This window comes from Paenarthrobacter sp. NPDC092416 (genome assembly GCF_044755025.1).
Taxonomy (GTDB): Bacteria; Actinomycetota; Actinomycetes; order Actinomycetales; family Micrococcaceae; genus Arthrobacter.
In genome coordinates, this window is record NZ_JBIVQG010000018.1 from 38,599 (window position 1) to 55,756 (window position 17,158).

Here is a 17,158-nt window from a genome sequence, read left to right on the forward strand (position 1 = left end):
CCGCCTTCGCCCCAGCACATGAACCACAAGCCTTTAAGGGTGATGGTATGCCGCTGGAGGAGGGCTCGTACGCTATGGATAAGCTTCCTGCACGGAAACCAAATCTCTAACTTGCCTACTTCGGTCCTACATCGCCTTGTGGATGACAACGCTGGTGTGGTGCCAGCAACGCAGAGCCTTCAAACCCGCAGGAGCTTCCCCTGTTGCCTCACGTCAATAGGTCCGGGAAGCGTGATTCGTTGACTCATGCGAAAAGGTCCGTTTCGGGGCCTTGTTGAACCAGGTGTTGGTTTTGTAGTCCCTGGCTGGTGCTTTGGCTTTGGCCAGGGCTTCCAGTTCACCGGTCAGGGCGAGGATTTGTCGGGACAAGGCTGCGGGTTTGAGCCGTTTGAGTTGGGCGTTCATCCCGATGACTGCCCGTTTTCGGACCTCGGGGTGGTGGACGGCACGCTGGTGTGGGGTGAGTGCCTGGTCGTGTTTCTTGATAACTTTCGCGCCGTGGCGCGTCTTCGAAACCAGCTTTTGTTGCGGTAGAAGATAGTTCGTGAAGAGCGCGTCCAAGTCCCAGATCTCGTTGAGTTTGGCTAGTTCGGTCGGGGTGTCGTAACGGTAGTAGCCCACGAGCTCCCGCACCCTGGCCCAGTTCTTCTGCTCCACATGAGCACCGTCGTTCTTGTTCCCCGGCCGGGACCGGGTGAACGTGATCTGGTGGGCGTGACAGTACTCGAGCAGGTAGTCGTTGATGAACTCGGTGCCGTTGTCCGAGTCGATGCCCACGATCGGAAACGGAAAGCGTCCCATCGCGTACTGCAGGGCCTCGAACACCCATTTCTGGGCCTTGTTCGGCACAGACCTGTTCACGGTCCAGCCGGTGGCGATATCGGTGACCGTCAACGTGAAACAGAAACTGTCCGGACGCCACGCCGCCTTCATGGCCGACCAGATCGATCTCCACGAAACCCGGGACCGCGTCGTCCCACTCGGCCCAGGTCCGGATCGGGATTTGTGACTTCAGCAACGACCCCGGCTTGGTATGGGACCTGCCCCGCAGCACCAACTTCGCCCGTTCCGGTGCAAGTTTCCGGTCGATCGCCGCCGCGCTCATCCGCATCAACAACGCAGCCTCCTCATCATCCAAGGACAGCTCACCGTCACGCTAAGCATCGGCACCAGTACAGGCAGCATCGGCCCCAGGCGCTTACCGGCCGGGGCCCTCATCACCGCCCAACACACGACCAGTGCCTCCACAATGCGCGGACCATACACCGGCACCGGAGCCGGCCTGGCCCGCACGGGTCGCAGCTCCAACGCCCGCCTTAACGCCCGCCGGGCATAATCCCGATTCCACCCCGTCAGCTCGACGAGTTCATCAAGGATCCGGACCTTCTCCGCACGGCTGCCCCTGGCGTAAGCACGTGCCTTGATCAGTGTGACTGCCCTGCGTTGGCTCATCGTCAAACCCATCCCTCAAGGATTTCCGCGACCAATCCCATCCGGACCTTTTCAGATGAGGCAACGTATCCGGCCCCGCGGACCTTTTCCATGAGTCAACGCGCTTCCTTGTAATCCCGACGCGGGCGGCTAGTCTTACTTCACACGACGCTGGGGGAGCAAAAAGATGAAACCAATCACAGTCGACGGCGGCAAAGGGACCGTGGAACTCGACACCGAGGGAGTTCTGCAACTGATATGGAAACCGGGCACGGTCCTGGAGGCTGAGGATGTTCACGCCGCGATGGCTACGGTCAATGAGATTGCCGACGGTTGCGAGTATCCGATGTTGATTGACATTTCGAACACTCAGGCTGTGACCCGTCAGGCCAAGTCGGTCTTCAGCCTCAAATGCGCCGCCTCCAGGATTGCCTTGCTCGGATCAAACCCGGTCAATCGAGTCATTGCCAACTTCGCTATGGCGCGGCGAACTTTGCCGTGCCCGACGCGGTTCTGCGCCTCCCGTGACGAGGCCATGGCCTGGCTTGTCCGATCCCTTCCCTGACATAGGCGCCAACATAGGTGTGCTGTGCGGGGACACGGAGCTCAAGTGATTACTCCGCCTGCCGACATATGCGCCGTTATCGGCGACTCAGGCAGTCGTGAGTATAGCCGCCTGGACCAGCGGAAACCTCGAGGCAGACGAACTTCCTAGTGCTGAGCACGAGCTGATCCGTCGATACTATGAGTGAAGCGAGGTGAGTGGTTTGATCTATCGGTCCCGAGCGTAAAGGGGTGAAGACATAGGAGTTAGATTTTGACAGAGATGATGGGGTCGACCGATAGCCTTCCTTTGCGTTCGGCTGCCGATCTGGCGGTCTTGTATAAGTTGGGGCGCCACCGTTTTTGCTTCGCTTGCGGAAAGCAGGTCGAGCCAGGGGTAGATCTATCGGCCGAACACATCGTTCCGCAATGGCTGATACGACAACTCGATCTCACGAAAGGGGGCATGCAGCTTCCAAACTTTGAGAAAGGCGCGTCTTTAAGAAGTTTTCTGAGATCTAAAGTCGACTGCTGTCTCACGTGTAACAATGCTCTCTCTAAGAGCTTGGAGCCGCTGGTTAAGGACATCTTGAGTGTGGCTCGCCAAGGCGACCTACGAACGGAGCATCGCCATCTAATGCTCTTGTGGTTGGCTAAGATTTACTACGCAAATTCTTTTGCCGGGATGTCCTTCGCAGATGACCCGAGGCGTATCAACGATCCCACTCATGGCAAGCTGACCCACATGCCGGACCACATTGCCATTCTGGACAACATACAGGCACATCTAGCTAACTTTATTGCGGATCCTGAAGAAGCCACGATGGAACAACTGGGATCCGTATTTACGTTCAGATGTCAGTCTACCGTGGAGCCAGACTTCTACTATGGTGACGGCCACCAGCAAATGCCAATCGTAGTATTTCGTTATGGGTCCTTGGGAATTATTGCGTACTTGGCTGGCGGCAACAGGGCGGAGGGAATGTTTGATCGCCGCAGCTTGGCTTGGAACGAAGGCTCAAACCCCTTCGACCTGGATGTTGAGCACATTCAGTCCGCAAAAAGGATGCGGCTTATCAATGAACAGTTACTCGACGTTGCTTCAATTATTGCCCAAATTGGGACAGCGTACTTAGATGCTCCTCCTGTCCGCATAGCCGGTATCAAAGCCCGGTCCTACCAAAAAAACTCAGTGTTCGGTGGGCGGGTTGTAATTCCATTGCGTCAGTACTACTTCAGATCGCTCCTGGGCGGCAACACCGATTTCTACGATCGCTGGCTGTACAACGGGGGATCTTTATTAGTTGATAGAAGGACGGGTCGTCCAATTAGTTTTTCATATGTGAGGGGTCCTGCGGAGGGTGGACTGGCCATGTCGCATGTCCGCCACATTGATGAGAAGAGTCCGGCAAGGAAACGTAGGAATCCTCGAGCATAGGTCCGCGGGTTGAGAAGACATGCCCCGGCCCCTGGCGTAACCTAACTCGCCCGTGTTGTCCTCGGTCAAGCGCCGGGGCCTCTTCTGGGCGGGCGGGCGACTCTACCCCCTGAACTTAAGGCGAACATTAGCGCCGAGAGCGCCGTGGGCAGATTTAGCACGCCTACGAAGGGTAAAGCAATTACAATGATGTATTTCCCCTCACGGGTACTCAAGGGAGTCGCACGACAGCAATTGCCGGTGTATCTGTTGAATCCGATGAATCGGGCTCGGGGGGCAATTGGCTTTCTTTCTGCAGTCCAGCGCGTCATCCAGTCGTCCCCCCTCAAACGAGGTGGATCTGCTTTGCGCAGCGGCCTGCCAGTTCTTGCATGGTCGGCAGCGCGCAGAAGCTCAGGAGGTTCGTCAAACGGTTTCGGAGATGTAGCCGTGAAGTCGGAGGCAGAATTACGCTCGGAATGGTAGATCCGAGTGGCGCGCCTTTGGAACGTGTAGTTGCACTCGAAAAAGTTCTATGCGGCCGATCTGTAGTCTGCTCTACGAAGTCAAAAAGTTGGGAGATGAGAATATACAAAGCTGACATTCTCGCAATATCGGGCGTCATCGTTGTATCTGCGGATCAAATTGAGCAGTCGTTCCGGCACCTGCTCTGAGTCCGTCTGCTCGGGATCGCGAGTAAGGAGCCCATGTGCCTCGATTATCGACTCAACGTCGGAAAGCGGTCTTTGCGAACGGACTTGGGCAATTCCGACCGTTAGCTCCATGCCTGTAAGTCGCACGGCCCAGCGTTCGATAGCACGAACCCAAAATGGGCGATTCATGTCTTCAAATACTAAAATCGCACGAAGCAGTCGACTAAGTAACCGATCCGGCCCGCAGAGTTCATCTATCTGCTGCCCGAAACGTTGTTCGATCTTGTTCAAGGAGCTTTCAACGAAATGCTCAGCTACGCGTTCTCTCTCTCGCTGTACGTCCATAGGGCCCCTCTGAGAGGACTCGATGAAAGCCACCACTATGAGGCTTACGAATAGCGATGACCAGATGTTGTCCACAATGCCTTCTAGCGAAGGCGTGACGGCTGCTAGCCAGGTCGAGTGACTGGCTAGCTGTGTCGCGAGTGCAGTGAGATTTACGACCGCTACATTGTAGAGGTGGATTATCCTCTCGGAAAAGAAGAGACCTTTTTTGAACGATGCTCGCAAGCTACCCAACGCCACGGATGAAGAAGTTGCGAGAAGTAGGAACGGGAGGGTCCATAGTTCTGGGTAAAGCTTGTTCAGGAGGCCGCACAACAGCATCGTTACGATCAAGGGTGGCAAATGCCGAAAAAATAGGTAGTACAGTCTCCTGCGTCTCTTCGTGGTCACATAGTCTGACACCGATAGATACCCAGGATGAGCAGGCAGTTGTCCATGGGAGCCCGCGAGAGCTGCGCGTCGAATTACCCTGAAGAAGAGATGTATGGCCCACCCGGCGAGGAGACTCATTAGGGTTGCACTTAGGTAAGTGCTCACTCCGCCAGTTTTCCTTCCACTCTTCGGGCTTGTGTATTAGGTTCCTCTTCCCGGATAACGGCTGTATTCGGCGACGGAGGAGCGGATAGTAGAAGATATTCTAAGCGTCTTCCAGTGTTCATATGGAGGCTACGTCTTGTCCGGGCTATCAAATCGTCCAAAGTGTCTACCCTGGCCCCATCATGGCGTTACCCGAGAACTGACGCGCAGTGAACGACCTTCCTTTGATCTGCTTCACAGTTGGAAACGAAAGCCAGTTTTCTCTGTGTCTGACAGTCATTGAATTCGTGGCAACACCCAGCCACTTTAATATCTTTAGGGCGTGCTGGTCTGTGAGTTCCAACCCGTTGCCAACTTGTACGTCGACCCGATCGATTTTAAGGCCCTTGGCTCTCACATAGATTGATATGTTGAATGACGGGTACGCTGTCTGCAATCCGCCCAGAAGGTCGGGGAGGAGGCCGACGATTAAAGATGCGGTGTCATGATGTGTGTCTGCTGTTTGGCGTCGTAAAGGTACATGATCCGCAAGGATCGTCACGATAACTGGCGGACGCATCCGTCTACGTGTAATCGTTGCCGCCCTGGTGCGCCACGCCAGCACCTGTTTGACGACCGTTCCCAGAAGCCCAGCAAGCTTGGCAAGAGGTCCGAAGCTGTCCATCAGCCCCGGCCCGCCCGTGGTTGAACCGATTGGCACTACAATGGCCTCGGCATTATTCAGGCCAAGTTGGTCAAAAAATTTCTCAACATACTCGGACACAGGCGCGATTTCGGGCTGGATCAGCAGTGAAACCGGTCTGCAACGCACGTGGAATCCGATCACGTCCCTAGGAAGATCCTCATAGTCAGGCCAAAACCGTTGGCTCCAATTCGCGGCCGCACACATATACGTACTCTCCATCGTAGAAGAACTGCCTAATGTAGCTTACGTATTCACGAGCCGCTACGCCGTCCCATTGGCGTGAAGCTGGTTCTAGTTGACAGATGTTTAGCACGACCAGTCGCGGCCGACGGAGCTTCCGTATAGCCTAGCCTTCGGGCGAGGACTTAGTCTGACGAGAATCGGATGCATCGCAGAGCTGTTCCCTTGTGACCTGCCGCAGAAATCGTCCCAATTGGACTGGGAGTGGATTAGGACGCTAACCGTCCACGAGCGCGGCTGCCGATGAGTCGCCTAGTTGCAGATTTGCCGCCCGAAATTCCAGCCCGTTGTTGCGAGTCAGACCGAATCTCACTGGAGTCGCTCGGTACGCGGCGGCCCAGACGAATGTCGCCAAGGGTTACATTTCAGTTGGCAAAGGGCTCGGTTTGCCTCAAGCGGCATTGTTCATTGCCATCATGATGTCGCTACAGGAGTCCGGCCTGCGGATGTTGGCCAACATCAACGTCCCGGAGTCCTTTACTTCCCGCACGACGGAGTTGGTAGCGACCACGATTCTGTTGGTTTGGCTCAGCAGCGTCCTGCCGCGGGCTGGGGGAGCGTCTCGGAGTTGATGGATGTTTCTTACAACGCTCGAGCCTTTTACGGCGGACCGACAGGGGTTCCGGCACCACGGGACAGGGGCAAAGAGGGAGTGTGGACAATGTCCACACTTTCCACCTCGGACTGCCTCGAACAGCCACCGGACTGGCCCGGATTCCGCATGTTTCCACAACTTCCCAGTGCTACCAAGGCTTGGAATCGCGTTCGAGTCCCACCTCGGGCACAGCATACCCCCTCGTCAGAGGGGGTTTTTGCTTTAACGTGTTGACAAATTAGATGGTCAGGTCCCTCTGACACTGGCCGCGGGGCGTGCCTGGCGCCGCGGGTCGCCTGTTTGGTTGTGGGGGAGCGGGTTCAGGGCCGTGGCTGGCGGGCCCTCCGCTGGCTGTGATCTGGGGTTTGAGTTCCTTTCCTGGTTCGTCCGGTAGGTCGTGGTTGGCCTACACCCCTTCATGGGTAGGAGGACTGAGCGCAACATGACTTGGAGATCCTTCGTCTAATGTCTTGGTTTCGGCTCCAGTGCGGCCTGCAGGTCGGCTTCCGCCGCGGCCGACGCGAGGAGCCATGACCGGGAGAGGGTGGGAGGCAGCTTTTCGGCTCGGCTGTTCCGGGTGAACCGGCGCGAGGCGTTGGTGGTGGTTCCGTGCTTTGACGTTGGGAGCATGTTCGGTCCTATGCGGGGGCTTCAGTGGGGAGCTGGGGGCGGGCCAAGTGTTCGGGGCGGAGCAGTTGGTCGAGTTGTTCTTTGGTGAGCAGTTGGCGTTCCAGGACGATGTCGGTCACGCTACGGCCGCTGGCCAGTGCAGCGCGGGCAATGGAGGTAGCAGCGTCGTAGCCGATGATGGGGTTCAGGATGGTGACGATCCCGATGCTTCCTTCGACCTGGGAACGAAGAAACTCGCTATTTGCCGTAATGCCGTCCACGCAATGGCTGGCCAGTGTTGTGCAGGCCGCGGTGAGGTGGGTAAGACTCGCGAACAGCGACCGGCCGATGATGGGTTCGAAGGCGTTGAGTTGGAGTTGGCCCGATTCAGCTGCCAGGGTGACGGTCAGGTCGTTGCCGATCACTTCGAAGGCGACCTGGTTCACGACTTCGGGGATCACGGGGTTCACTTTGCCGGGCATGATGCTTGACCCGGCCTGTCGTGGTGGGAGTTTGATTTCGTTAAATCCTGCACGAGGACCGGAAGAGAGCAGTCTGAGGTCATTGCAGATTTTGGACAGCTTTACCGCTACCCGCTTGAGGGTTCCGGAGAACTGCACGAAGGAGCCGCAGTCTTGGGTGGCTTCGACGAGGTTCGCGGCGGTCACAAGTGGCAGACCCGTTATCGAGCGAAGGTAGGTGCAGGCAAGGGCGGCGTAGTCGGGGTGGGTGTTGATTCCCGTGCCGATGGCTGTCGCTCCCAGGTTGATTTCGTGCAGGAGCGTCGCAGCTTCCTGGACGCGCAGTTGGTCTTCGCCGATCATGACGGCGTAGGTACTGAACTCCTGACCCAGGGTCATCGGAACGGCGTCTTGAAGCTGCGTTCTCCCGACTTTGACGACGTCGGCGAATTCTTCGGCTTTGCGCTCGAAGGACTGGCGAAGGTGGTCCATTGCGGCCAGGAGTTCGCTGGCGCCGTGGATGGCAGCGATCCGCAGGGCGGAGGGGTAGACGTCGTTCGTTGACTGGCCCATGTTGACATCGCCGTTCGGGTGGATGGCGTTGTACTGGCCTTTTGGCAGGCCGAGATGTTCAAGGGCGCGGTTGGCAATGACCTCATTGGCGTTCATGTTCGTTGAGGTTCCGGCTCCGCCTTGGATGACGTCGACGACAAACTGGTCGATGAACATGCCGTTTTCGATTTCGGCGCAGGCTTTGGTGATGGCGCTGGTCTTTCCGGGGCTGACGAGCCCGAGGTCGAAGTTGGTCAGTACAGCTGCATGCTTGACCTGGGCCAAAGCCTTGACGAGGACGGGGTAGGAAGAGATCGGGATACCGGTAATGGGGAAGTTCTCTACGGCCCGCAATGTCTGGATTCCCCAGTATGCGGTGTCGGGGACCTCGCGCGTGCCGAGGAAGTCTGTCTCCTGGCGGCTGCTTGGCACCGTTGGTGGCGTTATTGCGGCGTCTGTTTGGCTCGTCATTTTCTTGCTCAGTTCGTTATCCCAGCTGAGCTGGTCTTTGGGGGTGGTATGCCGGAGACCATCAGGGAGGGCATATGGTCTCCGGCCGTTTCGCGTCACCGTGAAGTTGCTCGCCCTCGGGAGCCCTCTCGCTGGATGGCTAGGCGGGGAGGCCTGCTATTGCGTCGTAGCCGGCTTCTTCCGCTTGAGTGATCCGGGCATCGAACGGAAGTGCTGCGAGAGCTGCGAGGCGTTCCTTGTTCCATTCCAGGCCGTCAACACACTTTTCCTGGAGGACCGGAAGCACGGAGATCAGTTCGTTAAGAGCGGGAGACAGCGACGCCACGATGGAGGGGGTGTTCGAGTTGAAGTCGGGTTCGCCGCCTGCGACGGCCAGGCTGACTGCCGTTGCTGCTGCTCGTATGGCGAAGCTGACTTGGCCGACCATGCTGGGGACAACAGGGTTTACCTTGCCCGGCATGATGGACGAGCCGGGCTGCAGCTTCGGCAGGATGAGCTCTGACAGTCCACCGTTCGGCCCCGAGCTCAGGACCCGGAGGTCGTGGGAGAGCTTGTACAGGATCGAGCCGTAGCGGGCAGTGGTGTCAGCAAGGACTGAGTACCTGTCGGCGTGTGCGAACGCGTCGATGAGGCTGGGGCTGGAATACAGGGGAAGCCCGGTGACGGTCGCCAGTTCAGCCGCAACCTCCGACGCAAAGCCTGCCGGTGCCCCCACGCCTGTACCCAGAACAGTGCCACCGAGGGGAACGGCGAAGAGGGTTTGGGCTGCAACGTCGAATTGATCGGCGAAGCGCTCCGCTACAAGGGCTTGTGCCCTGTGTATTTCGGGCACAGACACCAGGACAGCGTCCTGCCAGCCGGTTCGTCCCATCCGCTCCAGGCCTGCGTGCCGTTCGGCCAACCGGTAGAAGCTGCCTGCCAGGCTTCGCAGTGCCGCGGCAACATCGAGTGCCTGCCGGGCAAGAAGGATCCTCGCCGCTGTCGGGTAGGCATCGTTGGAGGATTGTGACCGGTTCACGTGATCGTTGGGATGAATGGTGAGCGAGGTTCCGGCCGGTAGGAGTTGCATCGCTCTGGCGGCCAGGACTTCGTTGACGTTCATGTTCGTTGACGTTCCGCCGCCGGTGGCGACCACGCGCAGCTGGAACTGTTCCAGAAGCCCGCCCTCGGCGACCTCGATGGCGGCCTTGGAGATCGCGGTGGTACGGGTCGTGTCAAGGAGCCCTAATCGGCAGTTGGTGCGTGCTGCCGCCAATTTCACCTCGGCGAAAGCCTTGATGAAATCGGGGAGCTGATACAGCCGAAGCCCGAGTGCCGGCGAATTCTGGAGTGCGAGCGATGTCACTTTGCCCCAGAGCGGGGCCTCCACGGTGCTGGACGGGTCTGACACTTTCTTGCCTTTCGATTGGATGACGGCGCGCTCGGCTAAGGGCCTGGGCGTCGCCAAAGCGGATGGCTATCCTGCTCGGTGATGAATGTTGAGCGGGGCAGCTTCCGTGTAGTGGGTATTTGTTTGAAGATGACGACGTCACCAGAGGCGCTGAACCTAGCGAGGTTGCTGGCTCATCTCATAGGACTCGGGCGAGGAAGGCTTTGGTCCGTTCGTTTTGGGGGTTGTTGAGCAGTTCATCAGGGGTGCCGTGTTCAACGATCCACCCATCGGCCATGAAGACAACGACGTCTGCTGCTGCGCGGGCGAATTCCATTTCGTGGGTCACGACGATCATGGTCATCCCGGAACGGGCGAGGTCATTCATCACCTGGATCACTTCGCCGACCAGTTCGGGGTCCAGCGCTGACGTGGGCTCGTCGAAGAGCATCAGCTTCGGTTCCATGGCCAGGGCCCGGGCGATAGCGACGCGTTGCTGCTGGCCCCCGGAGAGCTGCCGGGGGTAAGCCTCGGCCTTGTTCTCCAGCCCGACCCGTCGGAGCAGGTCCATGGCGCGGGCCTTGGCAACGGATCGCTTTTCCTTCTTGACCCGGGTTGGTGCTTCGATCAGATTTTCCATGACCGTCATGTGGGGGAAGAGGTTGAACTGCTGGAAGACCATGCCGATCTCGGTCCGTCGCCTGCAGGCTTCGGCTTCTTTGATCTCGTGAAGGACGTTGCCTCGGAGTTCGTAACCTACATGGGCGCCGTCGACGGTGAGTTCACCGCCGTCGATGGTTTCGAGGTGGTTGATGCATCGAAGCATGGTGCTCTTGCCGGATCCGGATGGGCCGATAAGGCACACGACCTGTCCTGACTCGACGGTGAAATCGATGCCTTTGAGTACTTCGTTGTGGCCGAATGCTTTGCGGACGCCCGCTACGCGGACCAGGGGGGTGCTCATCGCTTATGCTCCGTTCGTACGGCCGTAGGGGTGGAGTTTCTTCCGGCGCGTGTCTGAATCCATTTAATGAGGGGAGACGAGGAACTTGGAGTGCGGGTATTTCCGCGTCCGAAGCGTCGTTCCAGCATGCCCTGCAGGATGGTGAGTGCTGCTGTCAGCACCAGGTACCAGAAGGTGGCCACGATGAGCAGGGGGATCGTTTGGTAGGTCCGTGCGTAGATGGTCTGTGCGGAGTTAAGCAGGTCTGGGACGGCGATAATGCTTACCAAGGACGTTGTCTTCATCATGCTGATGACTTCGTTGCCCATGGGAGGGATGATTGCGCGCATGGCCTGGGGGAGGATGACTCGGCGAAGGGTCATGAGGGGAGGCATCCCCAGCGCTGTCGCGGCTTCGCGTTGGCCCGAGTCCACTGAAACGATTCCTGCCCGGACGATCTCGGCCGTGTAGGCCGCCTGATGCAGGGACAAACCCAGCAGGGCTGCTGTCCACGGGCTGATGACGTCGTTGGCGGACATGCTGAAGAACATCTCGCCGCCTGGGATGCCTATCCCGAGTTCGGGGTACAAGGCGCCCAGATTGTACCAGAACAGCAACTGTACAAGGGTAGGCGTTGCCCTGAAGATCCACACGTACGCTCCGACGGCCCCTGACATGATGGGGTTGGGGGAGAGCCGACAGATTGCCAGGAGCACTCCGAACACGGTGCCGATGACCATTGAGGTGATCGTCAAATTGATGGTGTTCAGGATTCCGTTGAGGATCGAAGTGCTGAAGAGGTACTTGGCAACCACGTCCCATTCGAAACGGGGGTTGGTGACCATGGAGTTCACGGCGATGAGTGTGAGCAGAAGGACAACGATTGCGCCCACCCAACGTGAAGGGTGGCGGAGCGGTTGAATCCTGTAGCCGGAGGTCGCAGCTTTCAGGTCAGTGCTCTGTTGAGAAGCCATGAGAGAGTTCACTTTCAATTACTAGCCGGGTTAATCTCGGCGGTTGGGATGGCATTGTCCTCAAGCCCCCACTTCTTGAGGATCTTTGTATAGGTGCCGTCGTCCATGAGGTGCTGCACTGCTGCGTGCACGACTGGAGTGAGTGCTGAGTTCTTGGGCAGTGCGGCCGCGACGGTCGTGCGCTTGTATACGCCGGCCACCCTGACATCGGGATTTTGCTTTGCGCTGTATCCCACGATTGAAATGCTGGCGTACATGACGTCGGCACGTTCACTGCTGATGGCAAGTACTGACTGGTTGTTATTCGGGTAGGGCTGAACGGTGTAGTCTTCCAGCCCCGCGGCCTTGCAAATGCCTGCACTGTCGGCCAATGCGGTCTGCTGGACGGACCCGACGCTGACTGCCACGCGGCGTCCGCAGAGATCTTCGAGCTTGCTGATTTCGAAGTCTGTCTTTTTGGTGGCCAGGAATCCCTGGCCACCCTTGTAATAGGAGACGAAATCGATGCTCTTCTGACGTTCGGGGGTGACCCCGATGGTCGCCAGAGCCATGGTGTAGCGGTTGGCGGCCAGGCCGGGGATGATGGTGTCGAGGCCGGCTTCAGTTGTTTCGAGTTTGACGTCGAGTACCTTCCCGATCGCACGGGCCATGTCCAGATCGAAGCCGACGAGGGTTTTGCCGTCTTCAGCGACGTAGGTCATGGGTGGGCTGTGCGGGTTGGTGACCACGGTGAAACCGGAGTCGCGCAGTTCCTGGGGGACGCGCGCCGCCAGCTCAGCAACGGGCTTGACCTCTGGAAGGGCAGTAAGCTCCGAAGAGGCTGCACCGGATTCACTGGAATTCGAGGCGGCATTGTCGACGACAGGGCCACAAGCACTCAGGCCCAGTGCGACGATGGAAGCCAATGTAACAGCGACAGATTTCTTGTGTAAGGACACGGCGGTGTGACCTTTCATGAGTGGGGATGTCTACCTCTTCAATGTAATCGGGGTTACACTGAAGTGTCAATAGATGTAATGGAGATTTCATGAACGCAATATCAATTGAAGAGCGTCTGGAAGCTAACCGGGAGAGTATGTCGCCCGCTGCTCTCCGTGTTTCGCGGTTCCTGGTGGAGCATCCGGAGCGCGCGCTGATGGCTACGGCCTCTGAGATTGCAGAGGCCGCTGAAACCAGTACCGCAACGGTCGTCCGCGCGGTCCAAACGCTGGGATACGCTGGCCTGCCCGGGCTCCGGAAGGACATTGGCGAACGTTTGGCTGGCCACTACGACCGCCGAACGCGGTGGGAAGACCGCTTTACGCGTGTCAGTGCCGACCCGAAGTCTGTTCTCGACTCGCTTCTTCACGACGCCACCGACCTGATGGGGGAGATGCGAAGTGCTGACCATGATGAGTTCCTGGCCGCCGTGAAGCTCCTCGCTGACGCCGATGTCATTACGTTCTTTGGCTGGGGTGCCGGAGGGACGATGGCCGAGTACGCGGCCCTTGGAATGGTTCGGCTGGGTTCCTCAGCGACCAGCGTTGTCCAGTCGGGGTACCTCTTGGCAGATTCTCTCTCGCGGCTTAAGCCCGGGAGCGCAGTTGTTGTGCTGGCACCGCTGCTTCATTTACACGAAATCGATGTGGTGCTCAGCAGGGCATCGGCTGTTGGCGCGCATTGCATTCTCATTACTGAGGTGCTGGGCGAGAAACTGCGCGCAATGGTCGATCACGTGCTGACCCTGCCTTCATCCCAGCGATTCACCGTGAGCGAGAACTTGGCTCTGCTTCTCGTGTTGGACGCACTGCTTCTTGGGGTCGCTGTATCCAACCCGGATCGTGCCCGCTCCACCTGGGAGGTCATCAACGAAGTACGCGGAGCCTTCTCCACCGGTTCAGTCGGGCCGCACCGACTGGGCGTCGTCACGTCACCACAGGAGCAGGACTAACCATCGTCAACAGGACCCACCCACGTAACGCGCCACGGCTGGTAGACCCAGCCCTACAATGCAGCCAGTTTCCGCAACGGCCGGCGAAGTGTACTGTGCCGAGGGCCTACGGGCCCGTCCCCGCAGACACGGGGTCTGTCCGATAAACGGTGTGTGGATTCCGGCGGTTTTCATTAGTTGATGGTTCTTTCGAACCGTCCGGCGAACGCGTTGAGCGCGGGCTTCCACCTCATGGTCCAGCGTGCGCGTCCGGCGGCGAGTGGGATGGCGTGTTCGCCGTATTTATCGTATGCGAGGTCGACGGCCTCGGCGGCGTTGGTGATGTTGAGTCGGGCGCAGGAGCCGGGCGATGTCGAGGGTGTCTTTGTCTCGTTCGGCCGCGATTTTCATGGCCAGGAGTGTTTCGGTGTCTGCGGCCTGGATGGTGAGTCCGTCGAGCTGTTCGATGTCGACCCAGGTGGCGTTCTCGGGGACGAAGGCTGAGGCGTTGGTGTTGAGCCAGTCGGGGGCGAGGTCGTAGTCTGCTGCCATTTCCGTGACGACGGTGTGGATGGTGTGTGGGTCGGCGTAGCTGGCGTCGATGTCTGCGGTGGGCCGGTTGCCGATGCCCTGGAGGATGAGGGCGGCACCGCCCACTAACTTGACGTCGCCGTGAGCACCGGCGGCCTGCAGGCGCCTGCCGAGTTCATGGAGGAGAGCCCGGATTTGTGCGGCGGTGAGTTCTCCGGCCGGTCATGCCGTGACCAGGCTACGTTCGCGGATGAAGACGTTCAAAGCGGCGAGTTCCGGCGGGGTTTCCGTGCGGATGAGTTCCTTCATGGGTGTGCGGATGGTGCGGTAGGACTCTGCCGGCATCCATGCCGTGTCGAGGGGTTTGATCCGTCGTGTCCAGGATGGCGTGGGTTGGCCGAGGCGGTGTGCGGTGTAGTTGGTGATTCCGGCGAGGGCCGCTGACCAGTGCGGGTCTTTGAGGCGGGGGCTGCGCTGGAGCAGCGGTCTGCCGGCGGAGAGGGAAGCGGTGGCGTAGTCGGCGAGCATTTTGATGGCGAACTCAAAGTCCCGTTCGGAGATGAGTCGGGTGAAGGTTGCCGCGTAGTCTCGCCGCGAAGGGTCGAAGTCGCTGCCGCGGGGGATGGGATCTGTGGCGGCCAAGGTCAGGCCGACGGCGGCCATGACGGCTAGGGTTTTGCCGAGTTCGGCGCGGTCATGGCCGGCTTCCAGATCGATGAGGAACTTCCGTGACACACCGGCCATGTCGGCAAGGGTTTGCTGGGACAGTCCGCGGGCTGTGCGGCGGGCGCGGATGATGGCGCCCGCTGATGCGGGGGTATCGATGGTGCTTTCCAGTGTCATGGCATCCCTTCTACCGTCCATTATGTCACCGAATGGTGACATATGCATTTGAGGGCGGGCGTCCGGCGGTCAGCTGGCTCGTATGGGGATGCCAAGCATAGTGGACGCTATTGATCGGTCAGGTGAGTTTCGGCCGAGCGGATCATGAGATTGCCGAAGGGAGGTGCAGCCGCCGTGGAGAGATTGGATGCGGGTAAGGTTTTGGACGCAGGGAGCTACTGCCTGCGGGCGTGCCCTCGGCCGTGGGTTCAGGCCGGGTGGAGCCTCGGATTGTTTGCCAGCACAATGAAGAAACCGCGCCCCTTCCATATGGGGTGCGGTCGGCGGTTGGAGAGCTTGAATCGGCGAAATTGGCGTGTGGACAATGTCCACACTTTGGGCCTCGGACTGGGCCGGATTCGGCATGCTTCCGCGAGTTCCCAGCAATACCAAGGCCCAGATTCCCGTTCGAGTCCCACCTCGGGCACGGCAAACCCCCTCGTCAGAGGGGGTTTTTGCTTTAACGTGTGTACAAATGTGGACACGAGTCTCTGATGTGTGGTGACGGCTGGTGCCTGGCCGCCGGTTGGCCTGTTCAGTTGTGGGGGACCGGTCGACCGGCTGCTGTGAGGGAGGGAACGTCTGCCCTGTTCTGTCCTTCTTACTGCCAGCGTCGGCGACGCCGAGAGCGCCTGCGCCTGGATGTGAACGTCGAGACGTTCCGCGGCGAGTTGTTTTGGCCGCGTGAATGGAGTCCCGAGGCTTTCGGCTAGATGCTTAGTGCGTGTAGCCGGTCGCGATCGCGGTCAGTGTCTTTCTTTCGTTGCCGGGGCCAGCCATTGGGATAGGCCTGCCCCGGCCAGGGCTACCGCGGCGGCGATCAGCATGGTGGGGCCGGGCCCTGGGGATTCCATGGACATGGGCATGAGGAAGATGCCGATGTCTGCTCCGACCCCGCTAAGGGCGGCGGCGAACCCGGGTCCGATGCCGCGGATTTCGTTCGCCAGCGTGTTGTATCCGGCGTTGAAGGAGGAGAGACCAAAAACAGGATGAGCACCGCGATAGCCGGAGCGCCAGCCCACAGCCCGATGATTGGAGAACAGCCTTCCAATGCTCCCTTTTCGAGCGTCCTCATGTCGGACATCGTCAATGACGTCATCCGGCAGGTACTTCTTTGCAAGTGCTTTGTCCCACCCCTGGCGGCTGACGCTCCATAACCAGCACGGCGACTTCGGCATCCCCATCCGGTCAAGGAACATGACAATAGCTTTGGACGTGGTGGTGCCAATGATGAAGTGTCAACTCAGGTTGGTGTACTTGTTCAAGAGGTGGCTGACCAGGAACGCGATCATGAAACCGTAACTGTCACGGTATATGTGGTCTTGAATCAGTCCGCTTCTCAGATTTGGCGTGGCCCGGGGTGTGGTACTCACCGGCCGTCCGGTTGGGTATGGGCGAGACTGGCATGGCCACAACTGCCCCCGGGTCCATTTGTATGCCTACTGCGTGGGTGTGTAGGAGGAGAGCAGTGGAAATGCGTTCGAACCGGCGAACTTGGCAATGGCCGAGTAGGCGCTCAGTGCGGTGTCGCTGCGACGATCAAGGTTTGCTTTGACCAGCGCCGCATCCAGAGTGGAACCGTCAGTGAAGGTCACGCCCTCCTTGAGGGTCAGCGTTAACACGGTGTTGTCTGCGTTGTAGTTGAATTCCTTCGCGAGGCCCGGACCCACGCTGCCATCGGGCTGCGGAGTCATCAGGTTTTCATACAGGCCTTCGAAGAACTGCCGCTGGGCGTCCGAAACCCGCAACGGATCGTATCCGAACGAGGCACTGTCGCTGTCGGTGGCGAAGACCACCGTGCTCCGACGTGTAGGGGAGACCAGATATCTCATGTACTGCGCCTTTGCTGTCAGTGTAACTACGGATGAGAGACGGGCGAAAATTGACGAGGTCCGATGGGGCCGTGCGGCCTAGGTGTAGTGTCCCGGCAGGTTGGTGACACGGGATTGATGTGACGCAATAAGAGGACCTCCGGGTGTTGTGTGGTGCTTGTCGAGAGCAAACACGCAAT

The 17,158-nt window shown here is 58.9% G+C and carries 15 protein-coding genes; 3 read left to right on the top strand and 12 right to left on the bottom strand.

Features of this window, described 5'->3' with window-relative positions; translation table 11 throughout:
- Window positions 1–213 precede the first annotated feature (213 nt).
- Window positions 214–933, bottom strand: coding sequence for a transposase family protein (locus ACIQC5_RS22105; protein WP_400287242.1), 720 nt, complete (start codon window positions 931–933; stop codon window positions 214–216).
- Between the two features lie 685 nt (window positions 934–1,618).
- On the opposite strand from ACIQC5_RS22105, the gene ACIQC5_RS22110 reads away from it, so the two are divergent.
- On the top strand, window positions 1,619–1,996 hold the full coding sequence (locus ACIQC5_RS22110; RefSeq protein WP_400287243.1) for an STAS/SEC14 domain-containing protein: 378 nt from the start codon (window positions 1,619–1,621) through the stop codon (window positions 1,994–1,996).
- 252 nt (window positions 1,997–2,248) lie between these two features.
- The gene (locus tag ACIQC5_RS22115; protein ID WP_400287244.1) at window positions 2,249–3,412 is read left to right on the top strand and encodes a hypothetical protein; all 1,164 of its coding nucleotides are present in this window, start codon (window positions 2,249–2,251) and stop codon (window positions 3,410–3,412) included.
- A gap of 1,680 nt (window positions 3,413–5,092) precedes the next feature.
- Here the strand turns inward: ACIQC5_RS22115 and ACIQC5_RS22120 are convergent.
- The 7 genes from ACIQC5_RS22120 to ACIQC5_RS22150 all read right to left on the bottom strand — a co-directional run bounded on the left by ACIQC5_RS22120 (window position 5,093) and on the right by ACIQC5_RS22150 (window position 12,781).
- The gene (locus tag ACIQC5_RS22120; RefSeq protein WP_400287245.1) at window positions 5,093–5,752 is read right to left on the bottom strand and encodes a hypothetical protein; all 660 of its coding nucleotides are present in this window, start codon (window positions 5,750–5,752) and stop codon (window positions 5,093–5,095) included.
- A 1,156-nt stretch (window positions 5,753–6,908) separates the two neighbouring features.
- Complete coding sequence (locus tag ACIQC5_RS22125; protein ID WP_400287246.1) at window positions 6,909–7,076, bottom strand: hypothetical protein; 168 nt, start codon at window positions 7,074–7,076, stop codon at window positions 6,909–6,911.
- Between the two features lie 8 nt (window positions 7,077–7,084).
- Window positions 7,085–8,539, bottom strand: coding sequence for an aspartate ammonia-lyase (gene aspA / locus ACIQC5_RS22130; protein WP_400287247.1), 1,455 nt, complete (start codon window positions 8,537–8,539; stop codon window positions 7,085–7,087).
- Window positions 8,540–8,678: 139 nt separating this feature from the next.
- Window positions 8,679–9,929, bottom strand: a complete 1,251-nt coding sequence (locus ACIQC5_RS22135; protein ID WP_400287248.1) for a lyase family protein — start codon at window positions 9,927–9,929, stop codon at window positions 8,679–8,681.
- 178 nt (window positions 9,930–10,107) lie between these two features.
- Window positions 10,108–10,872 carry an amino acid ABC transporter ATP-binding protein gene (locus ACIQC5_RS22140; protein ID WP_400287249.1) on the bottom strand — a complete coding sequence of 255 codons (765 nt, stop codon included), beginning with the start codon at window positions 10,870–10,872 and terminating at the stop codon, window positions 10,108–10,110.
- Complete coding sequence (locus ACIQC5_RS22145; RefSeq protein WP_400287250.1) at window positions 10,869–11,825, bottom strand: amino acid ABC transporter permease; 957 nt, start codon at window positions 11,823–11,825, stop codon at window positions 10,869–10,871. Before ACIQC5_RS22145 ends, ACIQC5_RS22140 begins: the two co-directional genes overlap by 4 nt.
- 14 nt (window positions 11,826–11,839) lie before the next feature.
- The gene (locus ACIQC5_RS22150; protein WP_400287251.1) at window positions 11,840–12,781 is read right to left on the bottom strand and encodes an ABC transporter substrate-binding protein; all 942 of its coding nucleotides are present in this window, start codon (window positions 12,779–12,781) and stop codon (window positions 11,840–11,842) included.
- A gap of 71 nt (window positions 12,782–12,852) precedes the next feature.
- Here ACIQC5_RS22150 and ACIQC5_RS22155 point away from each other — a divergent pair, with 71 nt between their 5' ends.
- Window positions 12,853–13,755: a MurR/RpiR family transcriptional regulator gene (locus ACIQC5_RS22155; protein ID WP_400287252.1), complete on the top strand. Its 903-nt coding sequence runs from the start codon at window positions 12,853–12,855 to the stop codon at window positions 13,753–13,755.
- A 282-nt stretch (window positions 13,756–14,037) separates the two neighbouring features.
- On the opposite strand, the gene ACIQC5_RS22160 is transcribed toward ACIQC5_RS22155, so the two are convergent.
- The 4 genes from ACIQC5_RS22160 to ACIQC5_RS22175 form a co-directional block, all read right to left on the bottom strand.
- Window positions 14,038–14,391: a DUF6036 family nucleotidyltransferase gene (locus tag ACIQC5_RS22160; protein ID WP_400287253.1), complete on the bottom strand. Its 354-nt coding sequence runs from the start codon at window positions 14,389–14,391 to the stop codon at window positions 14,038–14,040.
- Between the two features lie 96 nt (window positions 14,392–14,487).
- A complete protein-coding gene (locus ACIQC5_RS22165) occupies window positions 14,488–15,108 on the bottom strand; it encodes a helix-turn-helix transcriptional regulator (RefSeq protein ID WP_400287254.1) in 621 nt (206 codons plus the stop codon).
- 785 nt (window positions 15,109–15,893) lie between these two features.
- Window positions 15,894–16,346 carry a hypothetical protein gene (locus ACIQC5_RS22170; RefSeq protein ID WP_400287255.1) on the bottom strand — a complete coding sequence of 151 codons (453 nt, stop codon included), beginning with the start codon at window positions 16,344–16,346 and terminating at the stop codon, window positions 15,894–15,896.
- Window positions 16,347–16,586: 240 nt separating this feature from the next.
- Entirely contained in the window at window positions 16,587–16,979 is a 393-nt protein-coding gene (locus ACIQC5_RS22175) for an ABC transporter substrate-binding protein (RefSeq protein ID WP_400287256.1), read from the bottom strand.
- Window positions 16,980–17,158 lie beyond the last annotated feature (179 nt).

Coding starts and splice junctions, on each gene's coding strand:
- ACIQC5_RS22125 (WP_400287246.1), bottom strand. CDS start 7,076: ATGCTCCCAACGTCAAAGCACGGAACCACCACCAACGCCTCGCGCCGG.
- ACIQC5_RS22105 (WP_400287242.1), bottom strand. CDS start 933: ATGAAGGCGGCGTGGCGTCCGGACAGTTTCTGTTTCACGTTGACGGTC.
- ACIQC5_RS22140 (WP_400287249.1), bottom strand. CDS start 10,872: ATGAGCACCCCCCTGGTCCGCGTAGCGGGCGTCCGCAAAGCATTCGGC.
- ACIQC5_RS22175 (WP_400287256.1), bottom strand. CDS start 16,979: ATGAGATATCTGGTCTCCCCTACACGTCGGAGCACGGTGGTCTTCGCC.
- ACIQC5_RS22155 (WP_400287252.1), top strand. CDS start 12,853: ATGAACGCAATATCAATTGAAGAGCGTCTGGAAGCTAACCGGGAGAGT.
- ACIQC5_RS22150 (WP_400287251.1), bottom strand. CDS start 12,781: ATGAAAGGTCACACCGCCGTGTCCTTACACAAGAAATCTGTCGCTGTT.
- ACIQC5_RS22170 (WP_400287255.1), bottom strand. CDS start 16,346: ATGTTCCTTGACCGGATGGGGATGCCGAAGTCGCCGTGCTGGTTATGG.
- aspA (WP_400287247.1), bottom strand. CDS start 8,539: ATGACGAGCCAAACAGACGCCGCAATAACGCCACCAACGGTGCCAAGC.
- ACIQC5_RS22110 (WP_400287243.1), top strand. CDS start 1,619: ATGAAACCAATCACAGTCGACGGCGGCAAAGGGACCGTGGAACTCGAC.
- ACIQC5_RS22145 (WP_400287250.1), bottom strand. CDS start 11,825: ATGGCTTCTCAACAGAGCACTGACCTGAAAGCTGCGACCTCCGGCTAC.
- ACIQC5_RS22165 (WP_400287254.1), bottom strand. CDS start 15,108: ATGACACTGGAAAGCACCATCGATACCCCCGCATCAGCGGGCGCCATC.